The 14,375-nt window shown below is 62.7% G+C and carries 10 protein-coding genes; 4 read left to right on the top strand and 6 right to left on the bottom strand.

Going from position 1 to position 14,375, the window contains the following annotated elements; all coding sequences use genetic code 11:
• Positions 1–279 (top strand): PTS transporter subunit EIIB, encoded by a 279-nt coding sequence (locus tag HBO10_RS15560; RefSeq protein WP_034128006.1) that lies wholly within the window; start codon positions 1–3, stop codon positions 277–279.
• 136 nt (positions 280–415) lie between these two features.
• On the opposite strand, the gene mltF is transcribed toward HBO10_RS15560, so the two are convergent.
• Positions 416–1,876 (bottom strand): membrane-bound lytic murein transglycosylase MltF, encoded by a 1,461-nt coding sequence (gene mltF, locus HBO10_RS15555; protein WP_034128005.1) that lies wholly within the window; start codon positions 1,874–1,876, stop codon positions 416–418.
• Positions 1,877–2,162: 286 nt separating this feature from the next.
• Between mltF and purL the strand changes: the two genes are divergently transcribed.
• The 3 genes from purL (at position 2,163) to HBO10_RS15540 (ending at position 6,902) form a co-directional block, all read left to right on the top strand.
• On the top strand, positions 2,163–6,059 hold the full coding sequence (gene purL, locus HBO10_RS15550) for a phosphoribosylformylglycinamidine synthase (RefSeq protein ID WP_034128004.1): 3,897 nt from the start codon (positions 2,163–2,165) through the stop codon (positions 6,057–6,059).
• A 4-nt stretch (positions 6,060–6,063) separates the two neighbouring features.
• Positions 6,064–6,375 carry a YqfO family protein gene (locus tag HBO10_RS15545; protein ID WP_034128003.1) on the top strand — a complete coding sequence of 104 codons (312 nt, stop codon included), beginning with the start codon at positions 6,064–6,066 and terminating at the stop codon, positions 6,373–6,375.
• Between the two features lie 233 nt (positions 6,376–6,608).
• Positions 6,609–6,902 carry a DUF6124 family protein gene (locus HBO10_RS15540; protein WP_034128002.1) on the top strand — a complete coding sequence of 98 codons (294 nt, stop codon included), beginning with the start codon at positions 6,609–6,611 and terminating at the stop codon, positions 6,900–6,902.
• 115 nt (positions 6,903–7,017) lie between these two features.
• Here HBO10_RS15540 and nagE read toward each other — a convergent pair whose 3' ends face one another.
• Genes nagE through HBO10_RS15515 form a run of 5 tightly spaced genes read right to left on the bottom strand, consistent with a single transcriptional unit; the run spans position 7,018 to position 14,164 of the window.
• Positions 7,018–8,715, bottom strand: coding sequence for an N-acetylglucosamine-specific PTS transporter subunit IIBC (nagE, locus tag HBO10_RS15535; RefSeq protein WP_034128648.1), 1,698 nt, complete (start codon positions 8,713–8,715; stop codon positions 7,018–7,020).
• Between the two features lie 26 nt (positions 8,716–8,741).
• Positions 8,742–11,255, bottom strand: coding sequence for a phosphoenolpyruvate--protein phosphotransferase (ptsP, locus tag HBO10_RS15530; RefSeq protein ID WP_034128647.1), 2,514 nt, complete (start codon positions 11,253–11,255; stop codon positions 8,742–8,744).
• Positions 11,256–11,285: 30 nt separating this feature from the next.
• Complete coding sequence (locus HBO10_RS15525; protein ID WP_152612743.1) at positions 11,286–12,308, bottom strand: SIS domain-containing protein; 1,023 nt, start codon at positions 12,306–12,308, stop codon at positions 11,286–11,288.
• Positions 12,289–13,395 (bottom strand): N-acetylglucosamine-6-phosphate deacetylase, encoded by a 1,107-nt coding sequence (gene nagA / locus HBO10_RS15520; protein ID WP_034128645.1) that lies wholly within the window; start codon positions 13,393–13,395, stop codon positions 12,289–12,291. Before nagA ends, HBO10_RS15525 begins: the two co-directional genes overlap by 20 nt.
• 22 nt (positions 13,396–13,417) lie before the next feature.
• On the bottom strand, positions 13,418–14,164 hold the full coding sequence (locus HBO10_RS15515; protein ID WP_034128644.1) for a GntR family transcriptional regulator: 747 nt from the start codon (positions 14,162–14,164) through the stop codon (positions 13,418–13,420).
• Positions 14,165–14,375 lie beyond the last annotated feature (211 nt).

Below are 14,375 nucleotides of genomic sequence, written 5' to 3'. Positions count from 1 at the left end.
ATGTTCGAGAAATTGCAGCGGGCGTTCTGGAAAGCCCTGACGCCTGATTTGGTGGCCGAGACGGTCGCACCGACGACGCCGAGCCTGTTGTCGGCCGATGTGGTGAGTGCATTGGGCGGGGAGGGCAATGTCACGTCACAGCAGCGCGTGGCACTCACGCGGGTGCGCGTGCAATTGAAGGAGGTGGGTGGGTTGGATGAGTCGGCGTTGAAGGCTGCCGGTATACCCGCAGTGATGGTACTGCCGGGCGGCGTGGTTCATCTGCTCACCGGCCTATAAGGCGACGATGATCAGATGTGGGAGCCGGGCTTGCCCGCGATAGCGGTGTGTCAGGCGCCGAATACCTCGACTGTCAGGCCGCCATCGCGGGCAAGCCCGGCTCCCACAGGGATTTGCAGTGTGCGGGCTGTCGTGATCAGAGTTGTGGGCTGTCTTGCGGTGGCTTGGTCTTGTCCACGCCCGGCACATGCAGGTTGCCTTCCACCACCTGGTTACCCTCCAACTGCGGTTGGGTCACCCAGGTGAGGATGTCGTAGTAACGTCGGATGTTCGCCACAAAATGCACCGGCTCGCCGCCGCGGGCGTAGCCGTAGCGGGTCTTGCTGTACCACTGCTTCTGCGACAGGCGTGGCAACATCTTCTTCACGTCCAGCCACTTGTTCGGGTTCAGGCCTTCTTTCTTCGCCAGGAGGCGCGCGTCGTCCAGGTGGCCGGTGCCCACGTTATAGGCAGCGAGGGCGAACCAGGTGCGGTCGGGCTCGGCGATCTTGTCGTCCAGCTCATCCTTGATTCTGGCCAGGTACTTGGCGCCGCCCATGATGCTCTGCTTGGGGTCCAGGCGGTTGGACACGCCCATGGCTTGCGCGGTGTTCTGGGTCAGCATCATCAGGCCGCGCACGCCGGTCTTGGACGTGACCGTGGGTTGCCACAGCGATTCCTGATAACCAATGGCTGCCAGTAAGCGCCAATCGACTTTCTCGGCCTTGGCATAGGCGCGAAAGTGCTTCTCGTACTTGGGCAGGCGTTGTTGCAAGTGCTGGGCAAAGGTGTAGGCGCCGACATAGCCGAGGACATCGACGTGCCCGTAGTAGCGGTCCTTCAGGCGTTGCAAGGTGCCATTCTTCTCGACCTTGTCCAGGTAACTGTTGATCTCGTTTAGCAGGCTGTTGTCGTCGCCTGCTGCTACGGCCCAGCTTTGATTGCTGGCATTGCCGAGGTCGAAGGCCACGCGCACGTTGGGGAAGTACACCTGGTTCATGGCGACTTCGTTGGAGTCCACCAGGGTCAGGTCGATTTGCCCTTCGTCGACCATGCGCAGCAAATCCACCACCTCAACGGCGTCGGATTCTTCGTATTCAATCGCCGGGTTCTGTTTTTTCAGCGCCGCCAGTTGCTCGGCGTGGGTGCTGCCCTTGAGCACCATGATCTTCTTGCCCACCAGGTCGGCGGCGTTGGTGGGGCGCGATTGGCCGTTGCGGTAGATAATCTGTGGGGTGACTTCAAGGTACGGGTGGGAGAAGCGCACCTGCTGCTGGCGCTGGTCGCTGCTCACCAGGCCGGCGGCGGCGAGTACCGGGCCATTGGGCTTGCCCAGCCGGCTGAACAGGTCGTCGAGGTTGTCGGCCGTCTCGATTTCCAACTTCACCCCCAGCTCGTCGGCAAAGCGCTTGACCAGTTCGTATTCGAAGCCGGTCTCACCGTTGCGATCCTGGAAATACGTAGCGGGACTGTTGCGAGTGACCACCCGCAATACGCCATCCTCCTTGATTCGCTCCAGTGTGCTGGGTTTATCAACACAGGCACTGAGCATCAGGAAGAGCAAGGTGGCGATGAGCCATTTGGCGCATCGCAGGCGCGAAACAGTTGGGAAGAACATCTGCGCAGTATACGCAAACGGCTCACGGCGCCATATCTCGACAGCGGTGCACTTGTCTGCTAGCCAGCGTAAAACTGTGCTGCAGCCCGCAGAAACGGGGCTTGGCGAGCGATTGTGACGGTTAAAATAACTGCGCCCAATACCCTGGATAACGCCGTGATCGCAGGCAAAGCGTGCCAACTGACGTTCGGCGGCGGCCACCGGTAGCGTTTCGGGTGCCGTTGGCGAAGGTTTACGCTAGAATGCACGGCCTCAAAGCACACCCCTTCCCGAGGCTGTCCCGAAGATGTTGATCCTGCGCGGCGCTCCTGCCCTTTCTGCCTTTCGCCACAGCAAACTCCTTGAGCAACTGAGCCAGAAGGTTCCAGCTGTTACAGGCCTGTACGCTGAATTTGCTCACTTCGCCGACGTAACCGGCGTCTTGACCGCCGACGAACAGCAAGTGCTGGCACGCCTTCTGAAGTACGGCCCAAGCGTTCCCGTTCAAGAGCCGACTGGCCGCTTGTTCCTGGTTCTGCCACGGTTCGGCACCATCTCGCCCTGGTCGAGCAAGGCCAGCGACATCGCCCGCAACTGCGGCCTGGATAAAATCCAGCGCCTGGAGCGTGGGATCGCCTTCTACGTCGCCGGCCAGTTCAGCGACGCCGAGGCCGAGCTGATCGCCAGCAGCCTGCACGACCGCATGACCCAAATCATCGTCAGCCAGCTGGAACAGGCTGCCGGCCTGTTCAGCCATGCCGAACCCAAGCCGCTCACCGCGATTGACGTGCTGGGCGGTGGCCGCGCCGCCCTCGAGAAGGCCAACACCGAGCTGGGCCTGGCCCTGGCCGAAGACGAGATCGACTATCTGGTCAACGCCTTCACCGGCTTGAAGCGCAACCCCCACGACATCGAACTGATGATGTTCGCCCAGGCCAACTCCGAGCACTGCCGTCACAAGATCTTCAACGCCAGTTGGGACATCGACGGCCAAAGCCAGGAAAAAAGCCTGTTCGGCATGATCAAGAACACCTACGTGATGCACAGCGAAGGCGTTTTGTCGGCTTATAAGGACAACGCCTCGGTGATCGTCGGCTCCGTCGCCGGTCGCTTCTTCCCGGACCCGGAAACCCGCCAGTACGGCGCGGTGCAGGAGCCGGTGCACATCCTGATGAAGGTTGAAACCCACAACCACCCGACCGCGATTGCCCCGTTCCCGGGCGCAGCCACCGGTTCGGGCGGCGAAATCCGTGACGAAGGCGCCACCGGCCGTGGTGCCAAGCCCAAGGCGGGCCTCACCGGTTTCACTGTGTCCAACCTGCAGATCCCGGGCTTCGAACAGCCGTGGGAAGTGCCGTACGGCAAGCCTGAGCGCATCGTCACCGCGCTGGACATCATGATCGAAGGCCCGCTGGGCGGCGCCGCGTTCAACAACGAATTCGGGCGCCCGGCGCTCACCGGTTACTTCCGGACCTTCGAGCAGTCCATCACCACCCCGCGTGGCGATGAAGTGCGCGGCTACCACAAGCCGATCATGTTGGCTGGCGGTATGGGCAACATCCGTGAAGAACACGTCAAGAAAGGCGAGATTCTGGTCGGCTCCAAGCTGATCGTGCTCGGCGGCCCGGCGATGCTGATCGGCCTGGGCGGCGGTGCGGCCTCTTCCATGGCCACCGGCACCAGCTCGGCCGACCTGGACTTCGCTTCCGTACAGCGCGAAAACCCTGAGATGGAGCGCCGCTGCCAGGAAGTCATCGACCGTTGCTGGCAGTTGGGTGACAAGAACCCGATCAGCTTCATCCACGACGTCGGTGCCGGCGGTTTGTCCAACGCCTTCCCGGAACTGGTCAACGATGGCGACCGTGGTGGCCGTTTCGAGCTGCGCAACATTCCAAACGACGAGCCGGGCATGGCCCCGCACGAAATCTGGAGCAACGAATCCCAGGAACGCTACGTACTGGCCGTTGGCCCTGAAGACTTCGCACGCTTCCAGGCCATCTGCGAACGCGAGCGTTGCCCGTTTGCCGTGGTCGGCGAAGCCACTGCCGAGCCGCAGCTGACGGTTACAGATAGCCACTTCGGTAACAGCCCGGTGGACATGCCGTTGGAAGTGCTGCTGGGCAAAGCCCCGCGCATGCACCGTTCGGCCAACCGTGAAGCTGAACTGGGCGATGATTTCGACCCAAGCACGCTGGACCTGGCCAACAGCATCGAACGCGTGCTGCACCATCCGGCCGTGGCGAGCAAAAGCTTCCTGATCACCATCGGCGACCGCACCATCACCGGCCTGGTTGCCCGTGACCAAATGGTCGGTCCATGGCAGGTGCCGGTCGCCGACGTTGCCGTCACCGCCACCAGCTTCGACGTGTACACCGGTGAAGCCATGGCCATGGGCGAGCGCACACCGCTGGCCCTGCTGGACGCTCCGGCGTCGGGTCGCATGGCCATTGGTGAAACCCTCACCAACATCGCGGCCTCGCGTATCGGCAAGCTGTCCGACATCAAGTTGTCGGCCAACTGGATGTCCGCTGCCGGCCACCCGGGTGAAGATGCGCGCCTGTACGACACGGTCAAAGCCGTCGGCATGGAGCTGTGCCCGGAACTGGGTATCACCATTCCGGTGGGCAAGGACTCCATGTCCATGGCCACCCGCTGGAACGAAGACGGCACCGATAAGAGCGTCACTTCGCCGCTGTCGCTGATCGTCACCGGTTTTGCGCCGGTCACTGACATCCGCCAGACCCTGACCCCGCAACTGCGCATGGACAAGGGTACCACCGACCTGATCCTGATCGACCTGGGCCGTGGCCAGAACCGCATGGGCGCCTCGATCCTGGCGCAAACCCATGGCAAGCTCGGCAAACAGGCTCCGGACGTCGACGACGCCGAAGACCTCAAGGCCTTCTTTGCCGTGATCCAGGGCCTCAACGCCGACGGCCATCTGCTGGCTTACCACGACCGTTCCGACGGTGGTTTGCTGACCAGCGTTGTCGAAATGGCCTTCGCCGGTCACTGCGGCCTGAACATCGTGCTCGACAGCGTTGCCGAGGATGCTGCCGAAATCAACGGCATCCTGTTCAACGAAGAGTTGGGTGCAGTGATCCAGGTACGCCAGGACGCGACCCCAGACGTGCTCGCGCAGTTCAGCGCCGCTGGCCTGGCCGAGTGCGTGGCGGTGATTGGCCAGCCGATCAACAACGGCGAAGTCAATATCTCCTTCAACGGCGACACGGTCTTTACCGGTCAGCGCCGCTTGCTGCAACGCCAGTGGGCCGAGACCAGCTACCAGATCCAGCGTCTGCGCGACAACGCCGACTGCGCCGAGCAGGAATTCGACGTGATCCTGGAAGAAGACAACCCGGGCCTGAGCACCATGCTCAGCTTCGACGTCAACCAGGACATCGCCGCGCCTTACATCAAGAAGGGCATTCGTCCACAAGTTGCCGTACTGCGTGAGCAGGGCGTCAACGGCCAGGTGGAAATGGCCGCGGCGTTTGATCGCGCCGGCTTCAATGCGATCGACGTGCACATGAGCGATATCCTCGCCGGTCGCGTTGACCTCAATGAGTTCAAAGGCCTGGTGGCCTGCGGCGGTTTCTCCTACGGCGACGTGCTGGGTGCCGGTGAAGGCTGGGCCAAGTCGGCCCTGTTCAACAGCCGTGCCCGCGACGCGTTCCAGGGCTTCTTCGAACGCAACGACAGCTTCACCCTGGGTGTGTGCAACGGTTGCCAGATGATGTCCAACCTCAGCGAACTGATCCCGGGCAGCGAGTTCTGGCCGCACTTTGTGCGTAACCGTTCCGAGCAGTTCGAAGCCCGTGTCGCCATGGTGCAGGTGCAGGAGTCCAACTCGATCTTCCTGCAGGGCATGGCCGGTTCGCGCATGCCAATCGCCATCGCCCACGGTGAAGGCCACGCCGAATTCAGCAGCGAAGAAGCGCTGCTTGAAGCCGACCTGTCCGGCACTGTAGCCCTGCGTTTCGTCGACAACCACGGCAAGGTCACCGAAAGCTACCCGGCCAACCCGAACGGCTCGCCGCGCGGGATCACCGGCCTTACCAGCCGCGACGGCCGCGTGACCATCATGATGCCGCACCCGGAACGCGTATTCCGCGCCGTGCAAAACTCGTGGCGCCCGGAAGAGTGGAGCGAAGACGGCGCCTGGATGCGCATGTTCCGCAACGCTCGCGTGTGGGTGAACTAAGGCCGTGTACAAGCTCGCCTTCTTCGTGCCCGACAGCCATGTGGAGACGGTAAAAACCGCCGTCTTCGCAGCCGGCGGCGGGCGCATCGGCGACTACGACAGCTGCGCCTGGCAAGTGCTGGGCCAGGGCCAATTCCGCGCGTTGGACGGCAGTCAGCCGTTTATCGGGCAGGTGGGCCAGGTTGAACTAGTTGAAGAGTGGAAGGTTGAGTTGGTGGTGGCAGATGAATTGATCGTGGCCGCTGTGGCTGCTTTGAAACTCAGTCACCCGTATGAGACTCCGGCGTATGAGGTGTGGCAGTTGGCGGATTTTTGATTCGTTGATTGTGTAAACAAGAAACCCGCTGGGCCAGTTTGGTCAGCGGGTTTTTTGTTGGTTTTAAGTGCCAATCGCAGGCAAGCCAGCTCCCACATTTGACCCCGTTGTCAGACCGTACATCAATCCCATGTGGGAGCTGGCTTGCCTGCGATGGCGTCGGTTCAGGCACCTCAGACCTTTCCCACAAGCCTGAAAAGTCACTAGGAGCCTATTCCATATGGAGTTTAATGATGATCAGCGACAACTTGCTAACTGGTTCAATCTCATCTCAAGCCGAGTCCCGCCAAGCTGGTGATTCACCGTCCGACCAGATCTTCACCGTACTACCCAGTCTGAACACCGAAACCCTGCTCGCCAATGCCTCCCAAGACCTGGCATCCGTACAGGCACTGGCGGGTAATCTGGCTTTTGAAATCGACGGCCCGCACCGTGATGCGGTGCTGGGGAATCATCGGATGGTAGAGGGTATTCAGTTGATGGTGGATCGAGTACTGGATCTACACGAAGTACCCACCAGTAACTGAATACACCACACTCTGTGGCGAGGGAGCTTGCTCCCGCTGGAGTGCGAAGCGCTCCCAGGATTTTTGGGGCCGCTGCGCAGCCCAGCGGGAGCAAGCTCCCTCGCCACAGGGGAAATCAGGCGTTGATCGGGCGAGTCACCAACCGCTCCAACGCTTCACCCAACCCGGACGCCTTGTCACCCATCAACAAGTGCCAAACACCGCTTTTAAGTTGACTCACACCCTGGCAACCCAGCGCAGTGAGCTGAGCTTCTGACAATCTCGAATCATCCCCCAACTCCACCCGCAACCGGGTCATAGCCACCGCTTCCAGCTGGCGCACATTCTCTCGGCCACCCAGCGCACTCAGCCATTTCTCGGCCTCCTGCACATTCACCGTCACCGGCTTATCCACAGGTGCAACCGCTACAGGCGCTGCAGCAACAAACCCCGGCATCGCCAAGCGGATTTCATCAGCAATGCTATCGGCCATCGGCCCGACCACTACCTGCAAACTGCCGCCGTTACCCGGCCGAACCACAGCCATGGCACCCAGCGCTTTCAACTCTGCATCCACCGCCTTGTTGCGATCCACTATGTCCAAGCGCAGCCGCGTGGTACAAGCACCCACACTCAGCAAGTTCTCGGCGCCTCCCAACGCCTGGATATAAGCCGTCGCACGCTGGTTATCACTCATCGCTTCAGCCTGCACCACCTGGATGTCTTCACGGCCCGGCGTCTTCAGGTTGAAGCGGCGGATGCAGTAGCTGAACACCGTGTAGTAGATCACCGAGTAGGCCAGGCCTACCGGTACCACCAACCAGCCATTGGTGGACTTGCCCCAGCCCAGCACCATGTCGATAAACCCACCGGAGAAGGTAAAGCCCAGGTGGATATTCAGCAGGTCGGTGACCGCCATCGACAGGCCGGTGAGCAGCGCGTGAATCAGGTACAGGAAGGGCGCCAGGAACATGAAGGCAAATTCAATCGGCTCGGTCACCCCGGTGAGGAACGAGGTCAGCGCCATCGACAGGAAAATCCCGCCCATCACTTTGCGCCGCTCAGGCAACGCATTGCGGTACATCGCCAGGCAGGCAGCCGGCAAGCCGAACAGCATCACCGGGAACATGCCGGTCATGAACTGGCCGCCTTTGGGGTCGCCAGCAAAGTAGCGGGTCAGGTCGCCCGTGACCACCGCGCCGGTTACCGGGTCGGTGAAGCTGCCGAACACGAACCACGCCATATTGTTGAGGATGTGGTGCAAGCCAGTGACGATCAGCAGGCGGTTGAACACGCCAAACACGAACGCACCGAGGCTGCCGCTTTCCATCAACAGCACGCCGAAGCTGTTGATGCCGTGCTGGATCGGGGGCCAGATCAGGCCGAAAATCACGCCCAGGCCCACCGCGCTGAACCCGGTGACAATCGGCACAAACCGCCGCCCACCGAAGAACGCCAGGTACTCCGGCAACTTGATGTCCTTGAAGCGGTTGTACAGCCCACCGGCCATCAAGCCGCTGGCGATACCGGCGAGCATGCCCATGTTGATGGTGGTGTCCATCACCTTGAGCGTGGAGATCATCACCAGGTAACCAATCGCCCCGGCCAGGCCCGCAGTGCCGTTGTTGTCACGGGCAAAACCCACGGCGATGCCGATGGCGAAGATCAGCGCCAGGTTGGCGAAGATCGCCTGGCCGGCGTCGTGCATCACCGCGATGTTGAGCAAGTCGGTGTCGCCCAGGCGCAGCAAGAGCCCGGCAATCGGCAGGATCGCGATCGGCAGCATCAGTGCACGGCCCAGGCGTTGCAGGCCTTCGATAAAGTGTTGGTACATGGCGTGTCTCCCTATTCTTGTTGTTTTCAGCTCAGCGGCCAGTGGTGTTGACAGGCTTGGCGAACGGCCTTGGCGCTGCTCAGGTTGAGCAGTTCCTGGCTCAGCTGCCGGCATTGCGCCGCGTCCAGATGGCGAACGCGGTCCTTGATCTCTCCGACCTGCGGCGGGCTCACCGACAGCTCGGTGACGCCCAGGCCGACCAGTACCGGCGTGGCCAGCGGGTCAGAAGCCAACGCACCGCATACGCCGACCCAACGCCCATGTTTCGCCGCACCGGCGCAGGTGTGCGCGATCAGTCGCAGCAAGGCCGGGTGCAGCGCATCGACGCGCGCGGCCAAGCCTGCGTGGTCGCGGTCCATGGCCAGGGTGTACTGGGACAGGTCATTGGTGCCGATGGACAAAAAGTCCGCATGTTCGGCCAGCTGTTCAGCCATCAGCGCAGCGGCGGGCACTTCGATCATCACCCCCAGTTCGGGGCGCTGGCTCAAACCCAACTCGGCGCACAGTTCATCCAGGCGCTGGCGAATCTGCAGCAGTTCATCCACCTCGCTGACCATCGGCAACAGGATGCGGCAACGCGCCAGCGGCGAGACTTGCAGCAGGGCACGCAGTTGCTGGTCGAGCAATTCCGGACGCACTTGGGCCATGCGAATGCCGCGCAGGCCCAACACCGGGTTGGCCTCGATCGGCAGCGGCAAATAGTCGAGCTGCTTGTCGCCGCCCACGTCGATGGTGCGGATGATCACCGACTTGTCGCCCATGGCATCCAATACGGCCTGATAAGCCTGACGCTGTTCCTGCTCATCCGGCGCGGTACGGCGGTCGACGAAGAGGAATTCGGTGCGTAGGAGGCCGACGCCATCGGCACCGTTTTCAAACGCCACTTGGGCCTCGCTGCTGGAAGCAACATTGGCGGCGATTTCAATGCTCACACCGTCGCTGGTGCGTGCCGGTTGTTGCGCCTGGGCCTGTTGCTGCTGGCGACGCAGTTTTTGCGCGTCGCGAATCTGGTGTACTTCAGCATGGCGCGCGTCCGTAGGGGCCAGTTCCAGCCGGCCATTAACGGCGTCCAGCACCACGCGCTGGCCCTGAGGCACATCCAATACCTCGGCACCGAGTGCGACCACGCAGGGCAAGCCTTTACCTCGGGCAAGAATCGCGACGTGGGAGGTGGCGCCGCCTTCGGCCATGCAGATACCGGCTGCGTGCTGCTCACTCAGTTGCAGCAAGTCTGACGGGGTCAGTTCATGGGCGCTGACAATCGATCCGGCGGGTAACTCGAAGTGCCAGGCCTCACCCAGCAAGGCCCGCAATACGCGTTGTTGCAGGTCGCGAAGATCGTTGGCGCGCTCGGCAAACAACGGCTTGCCCAACGCCAACAGCACGGCGCACTGGGCCTGGATCGCATCACGCCAGGCGTGGGTGGCAGCGCTGCCGTGGGCGATGGCGTCGGTGGCCGCTTCCAGCAGCGCCGGGTCTTCGAGCAGTGCAAGGTGAGCGGCGAAGATGTCTTCTTCCTCGACATTCTTGCGTTGGCGGGCATGCTCGAGGGTGCTGCGGATTTCGTCACGCACCTGCTCCAGTGCCGTGTCGAGGCGCTGCTGTTGTTCGTCGGCGCTATGGTTACCGGTGTCTTCGGGCAGCTCGATGCCGGACAGGCGGAACAGTGGCCCGCACACCAGGCCGGGTGCTGCACACACGCCTTGCAGCACATCGGCTTCCACACTGGCGCGACGTGGCGCAGCAGTGGCTACCGGGGCGTGATGGGCTTCGCTGACCGCCACGGATAGCGCCGCGACCAGCCCTTGCAACGCCGCCTCTGCGTCTTGGCCACGGCAACTCACCCGCACTTCGTCGCCTTCGCCGATGCCCAGTCCCATCAAGCCAATCAGGCTGTCGCACGACGCCGATTTATCAGCGAAGTGCAGGTGCGACTGGCTGCTGAAACCCTGGGCGGTCTTGCGGATCAGGGCGGCAGGGCGTGCATGCAAACCGCCTCGATGGGTAATGCGTACGCTGGCGCTGGCCTCGAAGCTGGAGTTATCCACAGCTGCTTGGGCGGTGGCGGTGGTGCGCGCAGCAATCTGCAACAACGGCTCACCGATCTTGACCGTCTTCAGCGCCACGGGCGTCAGCTCAAAGCGCTCACTGTTGGTCAGGATGATCAAGCTCACCAGGCTCTTGCACTGGCGCGCAATGCGGTCCAGATCAAACTGCACCAACGGCTGACCCTCGCTCACCCGTGCGCCTTCCTTCACCAGCAAGGCAAAGCCTTCGCCATTGAGCTCCACGGTGTCGATGCCCACATGCATCAGCATCTCAGCACCGTTATCGGCGCGGATGGTCAGGGCGTGCCCGGTGCGGGCGACGTGGATGATCACGCCGTCACAGGGCGCGTGCAGGCAGTCGTTCAACGGGTCGATAGCGAGACCGTCGCCCATGGCGCCGCTGGCGAACACTTCGTCGGGGACGCGGTTCAGGGCCAGCACCGGCCCACTCAAGGGGGCGCTAAGGGTCAATGGATTATTGTTGTTGGGCATGGGCACGGTACTCATCAGGAAAACGCCGCTTTAGTGCGTGCGGGTGACTTTGCTCAGGTGGCGCGGCTGGTCCGGGTCCATGCCCCGTGCCTCAGCAAGGCCTGCGGCCATCACGTAGAAGCTCTGGATAGCCAGGATCGGGTCCAGGCTCGGGTGTTCGGCGCGGCTCAGCGTCAGGTCGCGTTCGGCGATATCGTCCGGCGCAGCCAGCAACACGCGAGCACCGCGTTGGCGCATATCGGCGGCCAGGCTCAGCAGGCCGGCCTGCTCGGCGCCGCGGGGGGCGAACACCAGTAGGGGGTAGTTCTCGTCGATCAAGGCCATCGGCCCGTGGCGCACTTCGGCGCTGCTGAAGGCTTCGGCCTGGATCGCCGAGGTTTCCTTGAGCTTGAGCGCGGCTTCCTGGGCGATGGCAAACCCGGCGCCACGGCCGATCACCATCAAGCGTTGGCTGCCTTTGAGGGCGTCGACGGCCAGGCGCCAATCCTGTCTGGCGGCGTCACGCAGGCCCTCGGGCAAGGCCCGACAGGCTTGCAGCAAGTCGGCTTCTTGATTCCAGTGGCCGATCAACTGTGCACTGGCGCTGAGGGTGGCGATAAAGCTCTTGGTGGCGGCCACGCTGAGTTCCGGCCCGGCGCACAGCGGCACGTGGAACTCGCAGGCGGCTTCCAGCGGTGAGTCTTCGGCATTGACCAGGGAGATGCTCAAGGCACCCCGCTTGCGTAGCAGGCGCAGGCTGTTGACCAGGTCCGGGCTCTGCCCCGATTGGGAAAAACCAAACGCTACCTGGCCGCTGACTTTCATCGGCGCCTGCAACAGGGTCACCACCGACATCGGCAGCGACGCCACCGGAATGCCCACGTGTTGCATGGCCAGGTAGGCGAAGTAACTGGCGGCGTGGTCGGAGCTGCCGCGGGCGATGGTCATCGCCACTTGCGGCGGCTGGCGGCGCAGGCGGCCGGCGACTTCTTCCAGCATCGGGTCCAGGCGCTGCAGTTGGGCCGCGACGGCGTCGCAGGAGGCCAGGGCCTCTTCAAGCATTTTTGAAGTCAATGGTTTCTCCTTCGACCATTACGTCGGTGAGTGTCAGGGAGCGGTCCAGACGCACGCAGTCGGCAAAGCTGCCCGGTTGCAGGCGGCCGCGTTCTTCCAGGCCCAGGTAGTCCGCAGGAAATTGCGACAGGCGTTGTGAGGCTTCACTGATGGGCAGGCCGATTTTCACCAGGTTGCGCAGCGCCTGATCCATGGTCAGCGTGCTGCCGGCCAGGGTGCCGTCGGCCAGGCGCACGCCGCCCAGGCATTTGGTCACGGTGTGGCTGCCCAGCTTGTACTCTCCGTCGGGCATGCCGGCGGCGGCGGTGGAGTCGGTGACGCAATACAGGCACGGGATAGAGCGCAGGGCCACGCGCATGGCGCCGGGGTGCACGTGCAGCAAGTCCGGGATCAGCTCGGCGTACTGGGCGTGGGCCAGCGCGGCGCCGACGATGCCGGGTTCGCGGTGATGCAGCGGGCTCATGGCGTTGTACAAATGAGTGAAACTGGTGGCGCCAGCGGCCAGGGCGGCAACGCCTTCTTCATAGCTGCCCAGGGTGTGGCCGATCTGCATGCGCACGCCGCGTTGGCTGAGGGCGCGAATCAGGCCGTCGTGGCCGGCGATTTCCGGGGCGATGGTGATCACCCGGATTGGCGCCAGGCGCAGGTAGGCTTCCACTTCCTGCATCAACGCGGTGTGGGCGAAGTTGGGTTGGGCGCCGAGTTTTCCCGGATTGATGTAGGGGCCTTCCAGGTGCACGCCGAGTACGCGGGCGCTGCCGGCTGGCCGCTGTTCGCAGAACGTGCCGAGGTCACCGAGCACGCGGGAAATTTCTTCCACCGGCGCCGTCATGGTGGTGGCCAGCAGCGAGGTGGTGCCAAAACGCACGTGGGTACGGGTAATGGTCTCGAAGGCGCCCGCACCTTCCATGATGTCGGCGCCGCCCCCGCCATGCACATGCAGGTCGATAAAGCCCGGCAGCAGGTAGGGCAGGTCGTTGTCGGCCGGGTCGCACGGCGTGCCGTCAATGGCGACAACCTTGCCGTGCTCATGCACCAGGCGACCACGCATCCAGCCGCTGGGCGTGAGGATATTGTCTTCAGTCATGGGCAGTTCTCTAAGTTCGCATTCAGGCGGAGTAGTCATGGCGGCGCAGCTCTGCGACAAAGTCGTAGTAGTCGTTGCGGCAGTAGGTGTCGGTGATCTCAATCGGCGTGTTGTCGGCGGTGTAGCCCACGCGGGTCATCAGCAGCATGGCGGTGCCGGGGGCGATGCCGACCAGCGCGGCGAACTCGTCCGAGGCATTGATCGCCTGGATATGCTGCAAGGCGCGCACGATGGGCTTGCCGATGCTTTCCAAGTATTCGTACAACGAATTGCCGATGGCCTGGGGATGGGGCAGCACCGAGGCCGGCATGGCGGTCATTTCAATCGCCATCACCGTGTCGTCGGCTTTGCGCAGGCGCTTGAGGCGCGCCACTTTGTCGGTGGGCGACAGGCCCAGGCGGATCAGTTCTTCATGGGTCGGCGGGGTGATGTCGCGCTCCAGCCACTGAGACGTGGGCACAAACCCCTTGAGCCGCAGCATCTCGCTGAACCCCGACAGGCGCGACAAGGGTTGTTCCAGGCGCGGCGTGATGAAAGTGCCGGAGCCTTGGCTGCGACGGATCAGCCCTTGAGCCATCAACACTTCCAGCGCTTTACGGGCGGTGACCCGCGAGATGCTCAATTGCTCGCTGAGGGCGCGTTCCGAAGGCAGGGCCTGTTCGGATTTCCACTGGCCGGCATGGATCGCTGCTTCAAGGCTGCGGGCCAGTTGCAGGTACAGCGGCGTGGATTGCTTGTCGTCGGGGCGCAGGGCCAGGATGGGATTCATCTGTCAGGTTTCCGATGCGTTATTGGAATGTTGTCGCCCGGTAATGGCCGAAAACTAATACCACTTAAATACCATGTCAATGCTACCAAAACGGTGAAAATCCCGGTTTCAGGGCGCTTTAATGGGGCTTGGTATCAAGTGGTATTAGAGAGGTCTTTATTGCGCGCACAAGTGCAGGGTCCCGCGCGGTGAACTGGTATTCACCGGCGGG

Origin of the sequence: Pseudomonas sp. WS 5503, assembly GCF_012985385.1 — a bacterium.
Classification (GTDB): Bacteria; Pseudomonadota; Gammaproteobacteria; order Pseudomonadales; family Pseudomonadaceae; genus Aquipseudomonas; species Aquipseudomonas paracarnis.
Note: the sequence above shows the minus strand (reverse complement) of the source record. Positions and strands in the feature narration are given on the sequence as shown.

Bases quoted from the DNA above. Each gene is read 5' to 3' on its own strand.
- nagE (WP_034128648.1), bottom strand. From the start codon at position 8,715: ATGTACCAACACTTTATCGAAGGCCTGCAACGCCTGGGCCGTGCACTG.
- ptsP (WP_034128647.1), bottom strand. From the start codon at position 11,255: ATGCCCAACAACAATAATCCATTGACCCTTAGCGCCCCCTTGAGTGGG.
- purL (WP_034128004.1), top strand. From the start codon at position 2,163: ATGTTGATCCTGCGCGGCGCTCCTGCCCTTTCTGCCTTTCGCCACAGC.
- HBO10_RS15560 (WP_034128006.1), top strand. From the start codon at position 1: ATGTTCGAGAAATTGCAGCGGGCGTTCTGGAAAGCCCTGACGCCTGAT.
- HBO10_RS15540 (WP_034128002.1), top strand. From the start codon at position 6,609: ATGATCAGCGACAACTTGCTAACTGGTTCAATCTCATCTCAAGCCGAG.
- nagA (WP_034128645.1), bottom strand. From the start codon at position 13,395: ATGACTGAAGACAATATCCTCACGCCCAGCGGCTGGATGCGTGGTCGC.
- mltF (WP_034128005.1), bottom strand. From the start codon at position 1,876: ATGTTCTTCCCAACTGTTTCGCGCCTGCGATGCGCCAAATGGCTCATC.
- HBO10_RS15515 (WP_034128644.1), bottom strand. From the start codon at position 14,164: ATGAATCCCATCCTGGCCCTGCGCCCCGACGACAAGCAATCCACGCCG.